The sequence below is a fragment of the Streptomyces zinciresistens K42 genome, assembly GCF_000225525.1.
Classification (GTDB): domain Bacteria; phylum Actinomycetota; class Actinomycetes; order Streptomycetales; family Streptomycetaceae; genus Streptomyces; species Streptomyces zinciresistens.
Map to the genome: position 1 here is coordinate 57526 of NZ_AGBF01000011.1, position 15184 is coordinate 72709.

Genomic DNA, 15184 nt, shown 5'->3' on the forward strand with positions numbered 1-15184 from the left:
ACGAAGGCCGTACACGGACCACTCCGTGTACGGCCTTCGTGCGGGTGACTCCGGGCCTGTTCGCTCAGAGCGAACCCTCGGCGGGCTGCGGCTTGCCCCATTCCACCCGGGGCCCCTCGAACTGGACGGCCTGCCGGGGCGGACGGGCCGCCGCGCCCAGCACGAATGCGTCCTCGGCCCCGTCCAGGACCCCGCCGGAGGGGTCGTCGTCCCCGGCCCGGCGAACGGGATCACGGTCCGGCATGAGGATGTCGCGCACGACGACGGCGCACAGGTACAGCGTTCCGAGCAGATGCAGACCGATCGCCCAGTGGTAGCCGGCCGGTGGCAGTCCCTTGTGGGCGTCCCCGCTGGTCGTGTACGCGAGGTACATCCAGATGCCCAGGAAGTACGCCACCTCGCACGCCTGCCAGATGAGGAAGTCCCGCCACTTCGGCCGGGCGAGCACGGCGAGCGGCACCAGCCACAGGACGTACTGCGGCGAGTAGACCTTGTTGGTGAGGATGAACGCGGCGACGATCAGGAAGGCCAGTTGGGCGAACCGGGGCCGCCGCGGCGCGGTGAGCGTCAGCGCGGCCACGCCGGCGCAGCACAGCAGCATCAGCAGGGTGGCGAGGGTGTTCACGGTCTCGGTGCTCAGCGGGTCCGAGGAGTTCTGCGCCAGGATCAGCCAGAACGACCCGAAGTCGACGCCGCGCTCCTGGCTGAACCGGTAGAACTGCGACCAGCCGTCCCAGGCCAGGAGCATCACCGGAAGGTTCACGACCAGCCAGGAGACGACCGTGCCGCCCAGCGCGGCGCCGAACTGCCGCCATTTGCCGGCACGCCAGCACAGGACGAACAACGGGCCGAGCAGGAGGACGGGATAGAGCTTCGCCGCAGTGGCCAGGCCGAGCAGGATGCCGAAGGCGAGCGGGCGGCCCCGCGACCACATCAGCATCGCGGCGGCCGTGAGGGCGACGGCCAGCAGGTCCCAGTTGATGGTCGCCGTCAGCGCGACGGCGGGCGCCAGGGCGACGAGGAGACCGTCCCAGGGGCGCCGGGCGTGGGTACGGGCCACACAGACGGCGATGACGGCCGCGCAGATCATCAGCAGCCCGGCGTTGGCCATCCAGTACCACTGCTGCTGGTCCCGGACGCCGCCGCTGCCCGGGGTCAGCCAGGAGGCGACCTCCATGAAGACACCGGTCAGCACCGGGTACTCCAGGTACTTCATGTCGCCGGGGAGCTTGTCGAAGTAGGGCACGAGCCCGTCGGCGAAGCCTCGGCCCTGATACAGGTGCGGGATGTCCGAGTAGCAGGCGTTCGTGTACTGCGAGCTGGCGCCGACGAACCAGGAGCCGTTGTAGCAGGGCGCCTTCTGGACCATACCGAGGGCGAACATGCCGATGGCCACCAGCGCGACGATCCGCACGGGCGTCCACCAGGACGTCCCGAGCAGGGCGAGGCGCCCGATGGGGCCGCCGATCAGCTCGCTGCCGCGCGCGGCGACCCCGTCCTCCCTGGTCGGCCGCACCAGGTCCGGCTCATGCGTGCTCGTGGGCGTCGTCTCTGCACTGGGCATGGGGCACATCCTGCCGTACCCGGCCGGGAAGGGTGCGGGGACGAGGGAGAGGGCCGACTGCTTGTTTCACGTGAAACCGACGTTTCACGTGAAACATCCCCAGCGCGGCAGGCGCTGACGGGAGGCCCGCCGCGCCCTTGATCGCCGGCACCCCCGCGAAGGCGCCTGGAGGGGCCCGGGAAGGCCGAAGGCCGGTGACCGGCACCCTGTTGAGCGGGTACCGGCCACCGGCCTTCACACCTCGACTGGAGACTTCGGTCAGCCTCCTGGCCCGCCGAAGATTCCTCCATTGCCGTTGCCGTTGGTATTGCCTTCGCTGGTGCCTGTTTCCGTCTCCGTGGGCGTCGGCGGGGGGGTCACCCCTCCGTTGCCGCCGTTCTGCCCGCCGTTGTCGTTGTTGCACTGCCAGTCGAACTCACGGCAGGTCTCGGTCGGCGTCGGCGGCGGAGTCGTCTTGGTCACCGTGGGAGTCGGCGTCGGAGTCGGGCTCTCCTCCTGCGTCTCGGTCGGCGTGGGCACCACGGTCGGGGTGGGGGTGTCATTGACGATCTCACCCACCGGCTCGGCCGCGGGGAAGGGCTCCGGGGTACCGAAGCTCTTCATCGCCGGGATCATGTAGTCCCGCCAGATCTGCGCGGGGATGTCACCGCCGTAGACGGACGGCACACCACCGGTGCCGTTCATGGACAGCAGCTTGCCCTTGTCGGGATCCGTACGGAACAGCGTCACCGCCGTGGACAGCTCCCGCGTGTAGCCGACGAACCACGCCGACTTGTTCTCGTCGGTGGTACCCGTCTTGCCGGCCGCCGGGAAGCCGATGTCCGCGACCTTCTTGGCGGTGCCGTTCTTGACGACGTTCTGCAGGATGTCCGTCATGCTGTTCGCCACGTTCGACTCCATGGCGTTCTGCTTCTCAGGCGGCTCGAATCCCTTGACCGGCACACCGTCCTTGATCACCTTCGTGACCGAGTACGGCTCGTAGTGGATCCCGGAGTTGGCGAAGCTTCCGTACGCGTCCGCCATGCGAATGGCACTGGGAGTCGAGGTGCCCAGCGAGAAGGACACGTTGTTCATGTTGCCCTTGTCGAAGGAGCTCGGCGAGATACCGATGTCCTGGGCCAGCTTGCGCGTGTTGCCCAGGCCGACGTCGATGCCCAGCTGCGCGAAGGGGCCGTTGATCGACTGCTCCATGGCCTTGTAGAGCGTCACGTCGCCCCAGGCTTTGGTGCCCAGGTTCTTCTGCCGGAACGGCTTGCCGTTGTCGCCCATGATCGGCTCGCCGTTCTGGTCCTTGATCACCAGCAGGTCGTTGCCGTTGTACTTGGTCATCGGCGAGAGGGGCTTTCCGGCCGTCTCGTAGGTGCCGTACTTCATCGCCGCCGCCATCACGATGGGCTTCCAGGTCGATCCGACCGGCACACCCAGGGTGTTGGCGTTGTTGGAGTAGTGACCCTTGTTGTAGCCCGCGCCACCGTACAGGGCGACGATCGCCCCGCTCTTGGGATCGACCGAAGCGGCGCCGAACTGGACGTTCTTGTCCTTCTCGCGCTTCTTCGGGTCGAGGAACTTCTTCTCGGTCTTGTCCACCGCCTTCGCCAGGTCGTTGACCTTGTTCTTGTCGAAGGTCGTGTAGATGCGGTAGCCGCCCTTCTCCAGGTCCTCCGGAGAGAGGCCCGCCTTCTTGGCGACGTACTCCTTGGCGATGTCGATGAGGTAGCCGGACTGCCCGGACAGGTTCGAGCTCTGCTTCTTGAGTTTGGGGAACTGCGTGGTCTTGGCCCGGTCGGCCGCACCCATGCGTCCGACCGAGACCATGCGGTCCAGAATCCACGACCAGCGTTCCTTGGCCCGCTTGATGTTCAGGTCCGGTGAAGCGTTGGCCCCCACACCCCCGTCGGGGTTGTAGAAGTTCGGGCCCTTGAGCACGGCGGCGAGGAAGACCGACTGCTCGGGGGTGAGCTTCGTGGCCTCCACGCCGAAGTACGCCTGCGCCGCGGCCTGGATCCCGTAGGCGTTCCGACCGTAGTACGCGGTGTTGAGGTAGCCGGCCAGAATCGAGTCCTTCGACATCTTCTGGTTGACCTTGATGGAGATGAACAGCTCCTTGAACTTGCGCGAGAGCGTCTGCTCCTGGCTCAGGAAGTTGTTCTTCACGAACTGCTGGGTGATGGTCGAACCACCCTGCGTGTCCCCGCCCTTGGCCATGTTGAAGATGGCCCGGCCGATACCGGCGGGGTCGACGCCCCTGTCCTCGTAGAAGGTCGCGTTCTCGGCGGAGACCACCGCGTCCTTGATCTCCCGGGGGATCTCCGCGTCGGTCACCAGCTGGCGGTTCGTCTGCCCGCCGGTCGCGGCCATCTGCTTGTTGTTCGACCAGTAGAAGACGTTGTTCTGCGCCAGCGCGGTGTCCTGCGTCTTGGGGATGCCCACCAAGGCGTAGCCGATGCCGGCCGCGGCGACCAGACCACCCATGAAGGCGATGAAGGCACCCGTGACGAGGCGCCACGACGGCATCCAGCGCGCCGCCCCGTACTTGCCCGCACGCGGATAGTCGATCAACCGCTTCTTGTCGGGTGGGCCCTGGCGCCCTCTGCCCCGTCCGGGGCCACCCGGTCCGCCCGGAGCGGCACGGCGGCCGCCCCGGGCCGGTTCGGCCGCTCTGCGGCGGCTTCCACTGCTCTTCTGGGCTGCCCGCCGGGCCTCGGCTCGGCCGCCGTAAGGACGGTCCTCGCCTCCCGAACCGCTGGGATCCGACTCGTACGAGTCGGAGGGAGATCCGGTGGCGCCTCGCGGTGCCGCTCGGCGACTGGCGGACGGGCCGGGCTGCCCGCGTCGGGCCGCGGCACGTCCGCCTTCCTGCGACGGCGGCGGTTTGCGACGGTGCTCGCTCATCGAACGACTACTCCTCGGGCAGGCGCACCCCTGGGCGCCCGGCAACGGCGACTGATTTCCGATCCCCCCGAAGTACGGATGCGGTCGCTTTCGCATTCACCCGTACCGCACCGGGGACCATGACGCCCCCCGGGCGCGACTTGGTTCCCGGTGCTTTGCATGGCGCACAGACTACGCACCGTCAAAGTCTGTCCAGTCCCCAACTTCACCTCAAATCAGGCAACTCGCTCCAGATGAATCGGTGATGTGATCCCGTTCACCATCTCCCCACTTGTCGCATCCGGAGGGCCGATCTATCGTCTAGATGTATCGAGTCGATACATCAGCGCGAGATAAGCGGGGAGGCGAGCGGATGAGCCGGCGTTCCGGGATCCTTGAGTTCGCCGTCCTCGGACTGCTCCGCGAGTCCCCGATGCACGGCTATGAGCTGCGCAAACGACTCAACACATCACTGGGCGTGTTCCGCGCCTTCAGCTACGGCACGCTCTACCCCTGCCTCAAGACGCTGGTCGCCAGCGGCTGGTTGATCGAGGAGCCGGGGAGCACGCCGGAGGACGCCCTCGCCGCACCACTCGCGGGGCGTCGCGCCAAAATCGTCTACCGGTTGACGGCGGAAGGTAAGGAGCACTTCGAGGAACTGCTCTCGCAGACCGGGCCCGACGCGTACGAGGACGAGCACTTCGCTGCCAGATTCGCCTTCTTCGGACGCACCCCCCAGGACGTGCGGATGCGCGTACTGGAGGGCCGTCGCAGCCGGCTGGAGGAGCGCCTGGAGAAGATGAGCGCCTCTCTGGCGCGCACCCGGGAGCGCCTCGACGACTACACGCTTGAGCTCCAGCGCCACGGGATGGAGTCCGTGGAGCGCGAAGTGCGCTGGCTGAACGAGCTCATCGAGAGCGAGCGGGCCGGGCGGGACCTCAGAGGTCCCGCCTCCGGTGAGCCCGGCTCGCGCGACACCACATCTGGAGCGCCGGGCGGCCTGCCCCGGCCGGGGAATTCCTCCCGGCCGGATACGCCCGACGACACCGCCACGTGAGATCCACTCAGGACCTCACTCGTACACACAGGGAGCAACCGGAATGGGTTCGGTTCGCGTAGCCGTCGTCGGCGTGGGCAACTGCGCGGCGTCGCTGGTTCAGGGAGTCGAGTACTACAAGGACGCCGACCCGGCGTCCAGGGTCCCCGGCCTGATGCACGTGCAGTTCGGTGACTACCACGTCCGTGACGTGGAGTTCGTCGCCGCCTTCGATGTCGACGCGAAGAAGGTCGGCCTCGACCTCGCGGACGCCATCGGCGCCAGCGAGAACAACACGATCAAGATCTGCGACGTGCCGCGCACCGGGGTGACCGTCCAGCGCGGCCACACCCTCGACGGCCTCGGCAAGTACTACCGCGAGACCATCGAGGAGTCCGCCGAGGCCCCGGTCGACATCGTCCGGATCCTCAAGGACAAGCAGGTCGACGTGCTCGTCTGCTACCTGCCCGTGGGCTCCGAGGACGCGGCGAAGTTCTACGCGCAGTGCGCCATCGACGCCAAGGTCGCCTTCGTCAACGCCCTTCCGGTCTTCATCGCCGGAACGAAGGAGTGGGCGGACAAGTTCACCGAGGCCGGTGTCCCGATCGTCGGCGACGACATCAAGTCCCAGGTCGGCGCGACGATCACGCACCGCGTCATGGCGAAGCTGTTCGAGGACCGGGGCGTCGTCCTGGACCGCACGATGCAGCTGAACGTCGGCGGCAACATGGACTTCAAGAACATGCTGGAGCGCGACCGTCTGGAGTCCAAGAAGATCTCCAAGACGCAGGCCGTCACCTCGCAGATCCCCGACCGCGACCTCGGCGAGAAGAACGTCCACATCGGTCCGTCCGACTACGTCGCCTGGCTCGACGACCGCAAGTGGGCCTACGTCCGCCTGGAGGGCCGTGCCTTCGGTGACGTCCCGCTGAACCTGGAGTACAAGCTCGAGGTCTGGGACTCCCCGAACTCCGCCGGTGTCATCATCGACGCCCTGCGTGCCGCGAAGATCGCCAAGGACCGCGGCATCGGCGGCCCGATCCTCTCGGCGTCGAGCTACTTCATGAAGTCCCCGCCGGTCCAGTACTTCGACGACGAGGCCCGTACGAACGTCGAGAAGTTCATCAAGGGCGAGGTCGAGCGCTAACTCGACCTGGCGCGGTGCGCGGCCGAGCCGTGGGGGCGGTGTGCCCCGAGCACGCGACGCCGCATCAGAACGCTCCTGCCAGAGCTGTTGAGGGTCCCCGGGTTGGACTGCCCGGGGACCCTCGCCGTATGTGAGGCTGGGCCCATGTCCGTCGTCAGCGATCTCCGGGTCCTGCTGCGCTTCCGGGACTTCCGGCGCCTGCTGACCGTACGCCTGCTCTCCCAGGGCGCCGACGGCGTCTACCAGACCGCGCTCGCCACGTACGTGGTCTTCTCCCCGGAGAAGCAGACCTCGCCCGCCGCGGTGGCGTCGGCGATGGCCGTACTGCTCCTGCCGTACTCCCTGGTGGGCCCCTTCTCGGGTGTCCTGCTGGACCGCTGGCGCCGCCGCCAGGTCCTCCTGTACGGCAGCCTGCTGCGCACCCTGCTGGCCTCGGCCACCGCCCTGCTGATCGTGAGCGGGGTGCCGGACTGGCTCTTCTACGTCTCCGCGCTGTGTGTCACCGCCGTCAACCGCTTCGTGCTGTCCGGCCTGTCCGCCGCGCTGCCCCGCGTCGTCGACGGGGAACGGCTCGTCGTGGCCAACTCCCTCTCCCCGACCGCCGGAACCCTCGCCGCGTCGCTGGGCGCCGGTCTGGCGTTCGTCGTCCGGCTCGTGGTCTGGGACTCCGATGCCGCCGTGGTGCTCCTCGGGGCCGCCCTGTACCTGTGCGCGGCGCTGGCGTCCCTGCGCATGACGCGGGAACTGCTCGGCCCTGACCACGCGTTGGTGCGCCGACGCCTGTCGTCGGCCCTCTCCGGGACCGTACGCGACCTTGGGGAGGGCGTACGGCACCTGGCGGCTCCGCCCCGGCGTGAGGCCGCCTGGGCGCTGCTGACGATGACTCTGATGCGGTTCTGCTACGGCGCCCTGCTGGTCATGCTGCTGATGCTCTGCCGGTACGCCTTCACGTCGAGCACCGATGACGGACTCGCCCTGCTGGGGCTGGCCTTGGGAGTCTCCGCCGCGGGCTTCTTCGCCGCGGCCCTGGTGACTCCCTGGTCGGCGGGGCGGCTGGGGCCGGGCCGCTGGATCGCGGTGTGCGCGGCGACGGCGGCCGTCCTGGTACCGGCCCTCGGTCTGCCCTTCGCGGCGGCGCCGATGCTGGTGGCGGCCTTCGTCCTGGGCCTGGCGACGCAAGGGGCGAAGATCGCGACGGACACCATCGTGCAGTCGGCGGTCGACGACGGCTTCCGCGGCCGGACCTTCTCCGTCTACGACGTGCTCTTCAACGTCGCCTTCGTGGGTGCCGCCGGAGTGGCCGCCCTGGTACTGCCCCCTGACGGTCGTTCGGCCCTTCTGGTTGTCGCGGTCGCCGTCGTCTACGCGGCGGTTGCGGTGGCTATGACCCGCTTCGAGCATCGTTCTGTGTCACATCAATGACACAGAGCCATTCCCGGCCGCGGAGTTGTCAGTGGCGGGCGGTAGCTTACGTGCGTCTTACATCGCGCATTGTTCGCGATCACGCACCCATGTTCTAGGGGGACCCCAAGTGACAACTCCGCCTCAGGGAAATCCATTCGCCCAGGGCCAGAACCCGTACGCCCAGCCTCAGGGCCAGGCCCCGCAGCCGCAGCAGCCGGGACAGCCGGGCTTCCCTCCGCAGGGCGGGGGTCCCTTCGCGCCGCTTCCGCCGCAGCCGCCGCGCCGCAGGCCGAGCTTCAAGGCGATCAAGAACATCCTGCTCGTCGTGGTCGTCGCCACGGTGGCGATCGTCGGCTACATAGCCAGCCTGGATGACGCGGACACCGCCGCGGTCGGCGACTGCCTGAAGTCCACCTCGTCGTCGTCCTCGACGGACGCCGAGATGGAGGTCGTGGACTGCAACTCCTCCGGGGCGGAGGCCAAGGTGCTCAAGAAGGTCAAGGGCACCTTCACCTCGCTCACCGCGGAGTCCGAGTGCCGCAAGGTCAGCGGCGCGACCAGCTTCTACGCCCAGACAGGCGACGGCGCCAACTTCCTGCTGTGCCTGTCGGACGTGTGATCTGACGCCACAGAGACCGAGGGGCGGTGTTTCACGTGAAACACCGCCCCTCGTTCGCGCTCCGCGGGGGCATGTTTCACGTGAAACATGCCCCCGTTCCCGGTCGCCTCAGTCCTGCTCGGCCCACCACTCCTTGAGTGCCGCGACCGCCGCGTCGTGCTCCATCGGCCCGCTCTCCAGCCGAAGCTCCAGAAGGTGCTGATAGGCGCGGCCGATGACCGGGCCCGGACCGACGCCCAGGATCTCCATGATCTGGTTGCCGTCGAGGTCCGGGCGGATGGAGTCGAGCTCCTCCTGCTCCTGGAGCTGCCCGATCCGCTCCTCCAGGCCGTCGTAGGCGCGGGACAGCGCGGACGCCTTGCGCTTGTTGCGCGTCGTGCAGTCCGAGCGGGTCAGCTTGTGGAGCCGGCTCAGCAGCGGACCGGCATCCCGGACGTAGCGGCGCACGGCGGAGTCCGTCCATTCACCGGTGCCGTAGCCATGGAAGCGAAGGTGGAGTTCCACCAGCCGCGAGACGTCCTTCACCAGCTCGTTGGAGTACTTGAGCGCCGTCATGCGCTTCTTCGTCATCTTCGCGCCCACCATCTCGTGGTGGTGGAAGGAGACCCGGCCGTCCTGCTCGAAGCGACGGGTGCGGGGCTTGCCGATGTCGTGCAGCAGGGCGGAGAGCCGCAGCGTCAGGTCGGGGCCGTCCTCCTCCAGTGCGATCGCCTGCTCCAGGACGATCAGCGAGTGCTCGTAGACGTCCTTGTGCCGGTGGTGCTCGTCGCTCTCGAGGCGCAGGGCCGGCAGCTCGGGCAGGACATGCCCGGCCAGGCCGGTGTCGACCAGCAGAGTCAGACCCTTGCGCGGGTGGGCGGAGAGGACCAGCTTGTTCAGCTCGTCCCGCACCCGCTCGGCGGAGACGATCTCGACCCGTCCCGCCATCTCCGTCATGGCCGTGACGACCTCGGGAGCCACCTGGAAGTCGAGTTGCGCGGCGAAGCGGGCCGCACGCATCATGCGCAGCGGGTCGTCCGAGAAGGACTCCTCAGGGGTGCCCGGTGTGCGCAGCACACGCTCCGCGAGATCCACCAGCCCGCCGTACGGGTCGACGAACTCCTTCTCCGGCAGAGCCACGGCCATGGCGTTCACGGTGAAGTCGCGACGGACGAGGTCCTGCTCGATCGAGTCGCCGTAGGACACCTCGGGCTTGCGGGAGGTCCGGTCGTACGCCTCCGACCGGTAGGTGGTCACCTCGATCTGATAGCCGTCCTTCTGCGCCCCCACCGTGCCGAAGGCGATGCCGACCTCCCACACGGAGTCGGCCCACGGCCGCATGATCTTCAGTACGTCCTCGGGGCGGGCCCCGGTCGTGAAGTCCAGATCGTTGCCGAGCCGGCCCAGCAGCGCGTCCCGTACCGATCCGCCGACCAGGGCGAGGGAGAACCCTGCCTCCTGGAAGCGTCGGGCGAGATCGTCGGCGACAGGGGCGACCCGCAGCAGTTCCGTGAGCGCGCGGTGCTGCGCCTCGCTCAGGGCGCTGGGCTTTTCTTCGTTGGCGTTCGGCACAACAGAAGAGGGTACGTGGCCATGACGTCCGCGAGCGCCTCCATTGAATGCGCACAATCACGGGACGGACACCTCTCCCGATACACCCACAAGATCAGCTCTTGCCCCGTAAGAATGCGCTCCTCGCCATAGCGGAACATTCAGGACAGTGCGGCCGCCCGAGTCGATCACGCGAAGGGAACCGCGGCACTTCCCCTCAGCGCGCATCGTTACCATGCGTGGACGCACATTCCGACGACCACTGACGACGAGGGACGGGCGAGCGCGTGGCCGAGGCGGCAGACTTCCAGGGGACCAGTGCCTCACCTGCCCGCCGGTGGCTGCGGCGCACCGGGACACTGCTCGCCGGCGCGCCCCTGCTGGCAGGTCTGCTCCAGCTGCCCGCGGCCGGTCCGGCCCAGGCAGCCGGACCGGAATCGCTCCAGGCCGCGGCGGACTCCGGCTCGGTCTCCGTCGCTGTGGATTCGCTCACTCCCAGCGTCCCCGGCAACGGTGACACGGTCACCGTGACCGGCACGGTGACCAACAAGGGCAAGCGGGCCGTCACGGACGCGCAGGTGGACCTGCGGCTCGGGACCTCGCTGGACACGCGCTCGTCCATCGACGCCGTCACCCGGCGCACCGCCTACCAGCCGGGCGTCGACGGGGCGCCGGTGGGCGGAAAGTACGTGAAGGAGTTCTCCAAGCTCGTTCCGGGCGTCTCCCAGACCTTCAGCATCTCCGTGCCCACCGGCAAGCTGGACCTCGGCGGGCAGGGCGTCTACCCCCTCGCCGTGTCGCTCTCCGGCGAGACGACGGCGCAGCCCTGGCAGCAGGTGCTCGGCATCGAGCGGACCTTCCTGCCCTGGCAGCCCGACGGGGCCGACACCAAGACGCGGACGACGGTCCTGTGGCCGCTCCTCTCCACCTCGCACATGACGGCCGAGACCGGTTCGGACGAGTCGCAGACGCCGGTCTTCAGCGACGACGAACTCGCCAAGGAGATCGCCCCCGGCGGCCGGCTCCAGCAGATGGTGTCACTGGGCAGGCAGCTCGACGTCACCTGGGTGATCGACCCCGATCTGCTGGCCTCCGTGGACGCGATGACGGAGAGCTACCGCGTCCAGGCCGAGGGTGGCCGGACGACACCGGGCACCGGCGGGGAGGCGGCCCGGCAGTGGCTGACCCAGCTGCAGCAGGCGGTGCAGGACAAGGAGGTCGTCGCCCTGCCCTTCGGCGACCCGGACCTGGCCTCCCTCGCCCACAACGGCACCGGCGTCACCGGCTCGCTGAGCCACCTCAAGGAGGCGACGGACGTCGCGTCCGCCACGGTCGAGTCGATCCTCCACGTGAAGCCGGCGACCGACTTCGCCTGGCCCGTGAACGGCGCCGTCGACCCCTCCATCGTCAAGGTCGCCACCTCCGCCGGAGCCGACAAGCTGATCGCCCGCAGCGACAGCCTGGCGGAGAACGGCGGCCTGCCCTACACGCCTTCCGCGGCCCGCCCCATCGGCGGTGGTACGACGGCCGTGGTGGCGGACGCGCGCATGTCGACCGCGTTCCAGGGCGATCTGACCCGGGCGTCGCGGTCGACGCTCGCCGTCCAGAGCTTCCTGGCCCAGAGCCTGGCCCTCAACCTCCAGACGAACGACGAGCGCAGCATCGTCGTCGCACCGCAGCGGATGCCGTCCGCGAGTCAGGCCCAGGCGATGGCCGAGGCGGTGACCGCCCTGCAGGGCGGCACCTGGTCCGCCTCCCAGGACCTGACGGCGGCCGCCGCGGCCGAGCCCGACTCCGCCGCCGCCACGAGGGTGCCCCCGGCCTCGCGGTACCCGTCCGCGCTGCGCAAGCAGGAGCTGCCGCGCGCGGCCTTCCAGCAGATCGCGACGACGAAGGAGAAGCTCGACCGGTTCAAGGTGATCCTCAGCAAGCAGGCGCGCGTGGTGACCCCCTTCGGGCGGGCCATGAACCGGGAGATGTCGACGTCCTGGCGCGCCCGCGCGGCCGAGGCCGCCGACTACCGCGACAGCGTCGAGGCATACGTCGACACCCTCGCCGGCCAGGTCACCCTGATCGACAAGTCCGAGACCAAGCTCTCCGGACGCAGCGCCACGATCCCCGTGACCGTCCAGAACAACCTGGTCCAGGGCGTCGATCACCTGGTGCTGCGGCTGACCTCCACCAGCCCGAGGCGTCTGGAGATCGGCGGCGAGGTCTTCTCCGAGCAGCCGGTCACCGTCTCCGGCGGTCACAGCCAGACGGTGAAGTTCCCCACGTCGGCACAGGCCAACGGCAAGGCCACGGTGATCGCCCAGCTGTACACCCAGGACGGCCAGGCCTACGGTGCTCCCGTCCGCTTCGACGTGAAGGTCACCGAGATCACGGCCACGGTGATGCTGGTGATCGGCGGCGGCTTCCTCCTGCTCGTGCTCGCCGGGTTCCGTATGTACACCCAGCGCAAGCGGGCCGCGGCGCGTGACGCCGAGGAGGACGGTTCCCCGGCGCGGGAGGAGGCCGAGGGCGAATCGGAGAACCCGGAAGGCCCCGACGCGCGTCTCACGTCCGAGGAACTGTTCGATCAGGAGTCGGACACCGGTACCCGGGCAGCGGGCCCGGAGCAGCCGAGTGACCCTGCACCGGACACCGCAGCGGAAAGCGCAGACCCCTCCGGCACGGGTGAGAGAGTGGACCGTTGAGCGATGTCGGGGCCGGTGGGCCCGGGACGATGAGGTGGGGTAAGCCATGAACGCGCCGTACGACGGTGACCGCGGCCGGGCCGCGGGCAGCTCGGGGCACCCCGAGGGCCCGCCGCCCGAGCACGGCCAGGTACCGCCGCAGCACCCGGCGGACATGTACCTCCAGGACGCCTACGACCAGGACACCTACCGGGCTCAGGAGCTCTCCGCCCAGGACCCGGTCGCCGAGGCGCTCTACGACCGTGCCGCGCACCCTCCGCCGCCGCCGGGGACGTACCAGCCCCAGCAGCCCCTGTACTCCCAGCCGCCCCAGTCCCCGTACGCCCCCGACCCGAACGTGTGGGCGCAGACCCCCGCCCCGGAGCCCGAGGGCCCGACGCAGTACCTGCCGTACGGCGACGACCCCCGTACGACTCAGTACGTGGGCGTCGACGACCTCGTCTCGCGCTCGGCAGGGGAGCGTCAGGAGCACGACGCCTTCGCGCATCTCTTCCGGGACCAGCAGCAGGGCGGCGCCGCGCAGCAGTACCAGCCGCCGGCGGTTCCCGCTCCGGCCGCGCCCGCGGGCCCGGGTGCACCGGCCGCCGTCTCCGCCGAGGCCGCCGCCGCACCGGCGCCGGCCCCCGCTCCCGTCGCGAAGAAGGGCGGGCGGGCCGGGGGTCTGCTGAAGTCGAGCGCCGTGATGGCGGCGGGCACCATGGTGTCGCGCCTCACCGGATTCGTCCGGTCCGTGATGATCGTCTCGGCGCTGGGCCTGGGACTGCTCGGCGACTCCTTCCAGGTCGCCTACCAGCTGCCCACCATGATCTACATCCTGACCGTCGGCGGCGGCCTGAACTCCGTGTTCGTGCCGCAGCTCGTGCGCGCCATGAAGGACGACGAGGACGGCGGCGAGGCCTACGCCAACCGCCTGCTGACGCTCGTCATGGTCGCGCTGGCCTCGCTCACGGCGCTCGCCGTGTTCGCCGCGCCGTACCTGGTGAGCGCGTTGTCGCCGTCGGTCGCCGGAGACCCTGCGGCCAACGAGGTGGCCGTCACCTTCACCCGCTACTTCCTGCCCTCGATCTTCTTCATGGGCGTGCATGTGGTGATGGGTCAGATCCTCAACGCGCGGGGCCGGTTCGGCGCGATGATGTGGACCCCGGTACTGAACAACATCGTCCTCATCGTGACCCTCGGCATGTTCCTGTGGGTGTACGGCACCGCCGAGCACTCCGGCATGCAGGTCACGAACATCCCGCAGCAGGGCCAGCGCCTGCTCGGCATCGGCGTGCTGCTCGGCCTCGTCGTCCAGGCCCTGGCGATGATCCCCTACCTGCGCGAGACGGGCTTCCGGCTCCGGCTGCGCTTCGACTGGCGGGGTCACGGCCTCGGCAAGGCCGCCATGCTGGCCAAGTGGACGATCCTGTTCGTCCTCGCCAACCAGGCGGGCGCCCTCGTCGTCACCCAGCTCTCCACCGCGGCCGGAATCGCCTCGGACGTCAAGGGCACCGGGTTCGCCGCCTACGCCAACGCCCAGCTCATCTGGGGCCTGCCCCAGGCCATCATCACCGTCTCGCTGATGGCCGCCCTGCTGCCGCGCATCTCGCGCTCGGCCGCCGAGGACGACCCCGGCGCCGTGCGTGACGACATCTCACAGGGCCTGCGCACCACGGCCGTGGCGATCGTGCCGCTCGCCTTCGGGTTCGTCGCGCTCGGCATCCCGATGTGCACCCTGATGTTCGGCTCCTCGGGCACCAGCGAGGCCACGAACATGGGCTTCATGCTGATGGCCTTCGGCCTCGGCCTGATCCCCTACTCCGTGCAGTACGTGGTCCTGCGAGCGTTCTACGCCTACGAGGACACCCGGACCCCCTTCTACAACACGGTCATCGTCGCCGCCTGCAACGCCGTTGCCTCCGCGCTCTGTTTCCTCCTCCTCCCGGCGCGCTGGGCCGTGGTCGGCATGGCCGCCTCGTACGGCCTGGCCTACGCCATCGGCGTCGGGGTCGCCTGGCGGAGGCTGCGCATCAAGCTGGGCGGCGACCTGGACGGTGCCCGCGTGATGCGGACCTACGCCCGGCTCTGCATCGCCTCGGTGCCCGCGGCGCTGCTCAGCGGGGCGGCCTGCTACGGCATCGCCCAGGCCCTCGGACAGGGCGCCTTGGGTTCCGCCGCCGCTCTTGTGGCGGGTGGGGCGGTACTCCTCGGAACCTTCTTCGTCGCGGCCCGCAGGATGCGTATCGAGGAGCTGAACTCACTGGTCGGCATGGTCCGCGGGCGCCTGGGTCGTTGAGGTAGGGGTACGCGCACAACCATCGTCCGCCATCGTGTGTCG

General features: G+C 69.2%; 9 protein-coding genes. 6 read left to right on the plus strand and 3 right to left on the minus strand.

The features are described 5' to 3' along the window. Positions 1-64: 64 nt before the first annotated feature. Both SZN_RS06375 and SZN_RS06380 read right to left on the minus strand, forming a co-directional pair. The gene (locus SZN_RS06375; protein ID WP_007492513.1) at positions 65-1564 is read right to left on the minus strand and encodes a glycosyltransferase family 87 protein; all 1500 of its coding nucleotides are present in this window, start codon (positions 1562-1564) and stop codon (positions 65-67) included. 258 nt (positions 1565-1822) lie between these two features. Then, positions 1823-4456 (minus strand): transglycosylase domain-containing protein, encoded by a 2634-nt coding sequence (locus SZN_RS06380; RefSeq protein WP_043728802.1) that lies wholly within the window; start codon positions 4454-4456, stop codon positions 1823-1825. A gap of 352 nt (positions 4457-4808) precedes the next feature. Between SZN_RS06380 and SZN_RS06385 the strand changes: the two genes are divergently transcribed. From SZN_RS06385 to SZN_RS06400, 4 genes are all read left to right on the plus strand, one after another. After that, a complete protein-coding gene (locus tag SZN_RS06385; protein ID WP_007492518.1) occupies positions 4809-5492 on the plus strand; it encodes a PadR family transcriptional regulator in 684 nt (227 codons plus the stop codon). A 43-nt stretch (positions 5493-5535) separates the two neighbouring features. Further along, positions 5536-6618 carry an inositol-3-phosphate synthase gene (locus tag SZN_RS06390; RefSeq protein ID WP_007492520.1) on the plus strand — a complete coding sequence of 361 codons (1083 nt, stop codon included), beginning with the start codon at positions 5536-5538 and terminating at the stop codon, positions 6616-6618. 144 nt (positions 6619-6762) lie between these two features. Then, positions 6763-8040, plus strand: coding sequence for an MFS transporter (locus SZN_RS06395; protein ID WP_007492522.1), 1278 nt, complete (start codon positions 6763-6765; stop codon positions 8038-8040). A gap of 109 nt (positions 8041-8149) precedes the next feature. Beyond that, entirely contained in the window at positions 8150-8641 is a 492-nt protein-coding gene (locus SZN_RS06400; protein WP_043728807.1) for an LppU/SCO3897 family protein, read from the plus strand. Positions 8642-8749: 108 nt separating this feature from the next. On the opposite strand, the gene SZN_RS06405 is transcribed toward SZN_RS06400, so the two are convergent. Then, positions 8750-10192 carry a CCA tRNA nucleotidyltransferase gene (locus tag SZN_RS06405; protein WP_007492526.1) on the minus strand — a complete coding sequence of 481 codons (1443 nt, stop codon included), beginning with the start codon at positions 10190-10192 and terminating at the stop codon, positions 8750-8752. A 266-nt stretch (positions 10193-10458) separates the two neighbouring features. On the opposite strand from SZN_RS06405, the gene SZN_RS06410 reads away from it, so the two are divergent. Both SZN_RS06410 and murJ read left to right on the plus strand, forming a co-directional pair. Beyond that, positions 10459-12867 carry a DUF6049 family protein gene (locus tag SZN_RS06410; RefSeq protein ID WP_007492528.1) on the plus strand — a complete coding sequence of 803 codons (2409 nt, stop codon included), beginning with the start codon at positions 10459-10461 and terminating at the stop codon, positions 12865-12867. A gap of 46 nt (positions 12868-12913) precedes the next feature. Further along, a complete protein-coding gene (murJ, locus tag SZN_RS06415) occupies positions 12914-15142 on the plus strand; it encodes a murein biosynthesis integral membrane protein MurJ (RefSeq protein ID WP_007492530.1) in 2229 nt (742 codons plus the stop codon). The last annotated feature ends 42 nt before the right edge of the window (positions 15143-15184 follow it).

Coding starts and splice junctions, on each gene's coding strand:
- SZN_RS06375 (WP_007492513.1), bottom strand. CDS start 1,564: ATGCCCAGTGCAGAGACGACGCCCACGAGCACGCATGAGCCGGACCTG.
- SZN_RS06385 (WP_007492518.1), top strand. CDS start 4,809: ATGAGCCGGCGTTCCGGGATCCTTGAGTTCGCCGTCCTCGGACTGCTC.
- murJ (WP_007492530.1), top strand. CDS start 12,914: ATGAACGCGCCGTACGACGGTGACCGCGGCCGGGCCGCGGGCAGCTCG.
- SZN_RS06395 (WP_007492522.1), top strand. CDS start 6,763: ATGTCCGTCGTCAGCGATCTCCGGGTCCTGCTGCGCTTCCGGGACTTC.
- SZN_RS06380 (WP_043728802.1), bottom strand. CDS start 4,456: ATGAGCGAGCACCGTCGCAAACCGCCGCCGTCGCAGGAAGGCGGACGT.
- SZN_RS06390 (WP_007492520.1), top strand. CDS start 5,536: ATGGGTTCGGTTCGCGTAGCCGTCGTCGGCGTGGGCAACTGCGCGGCG.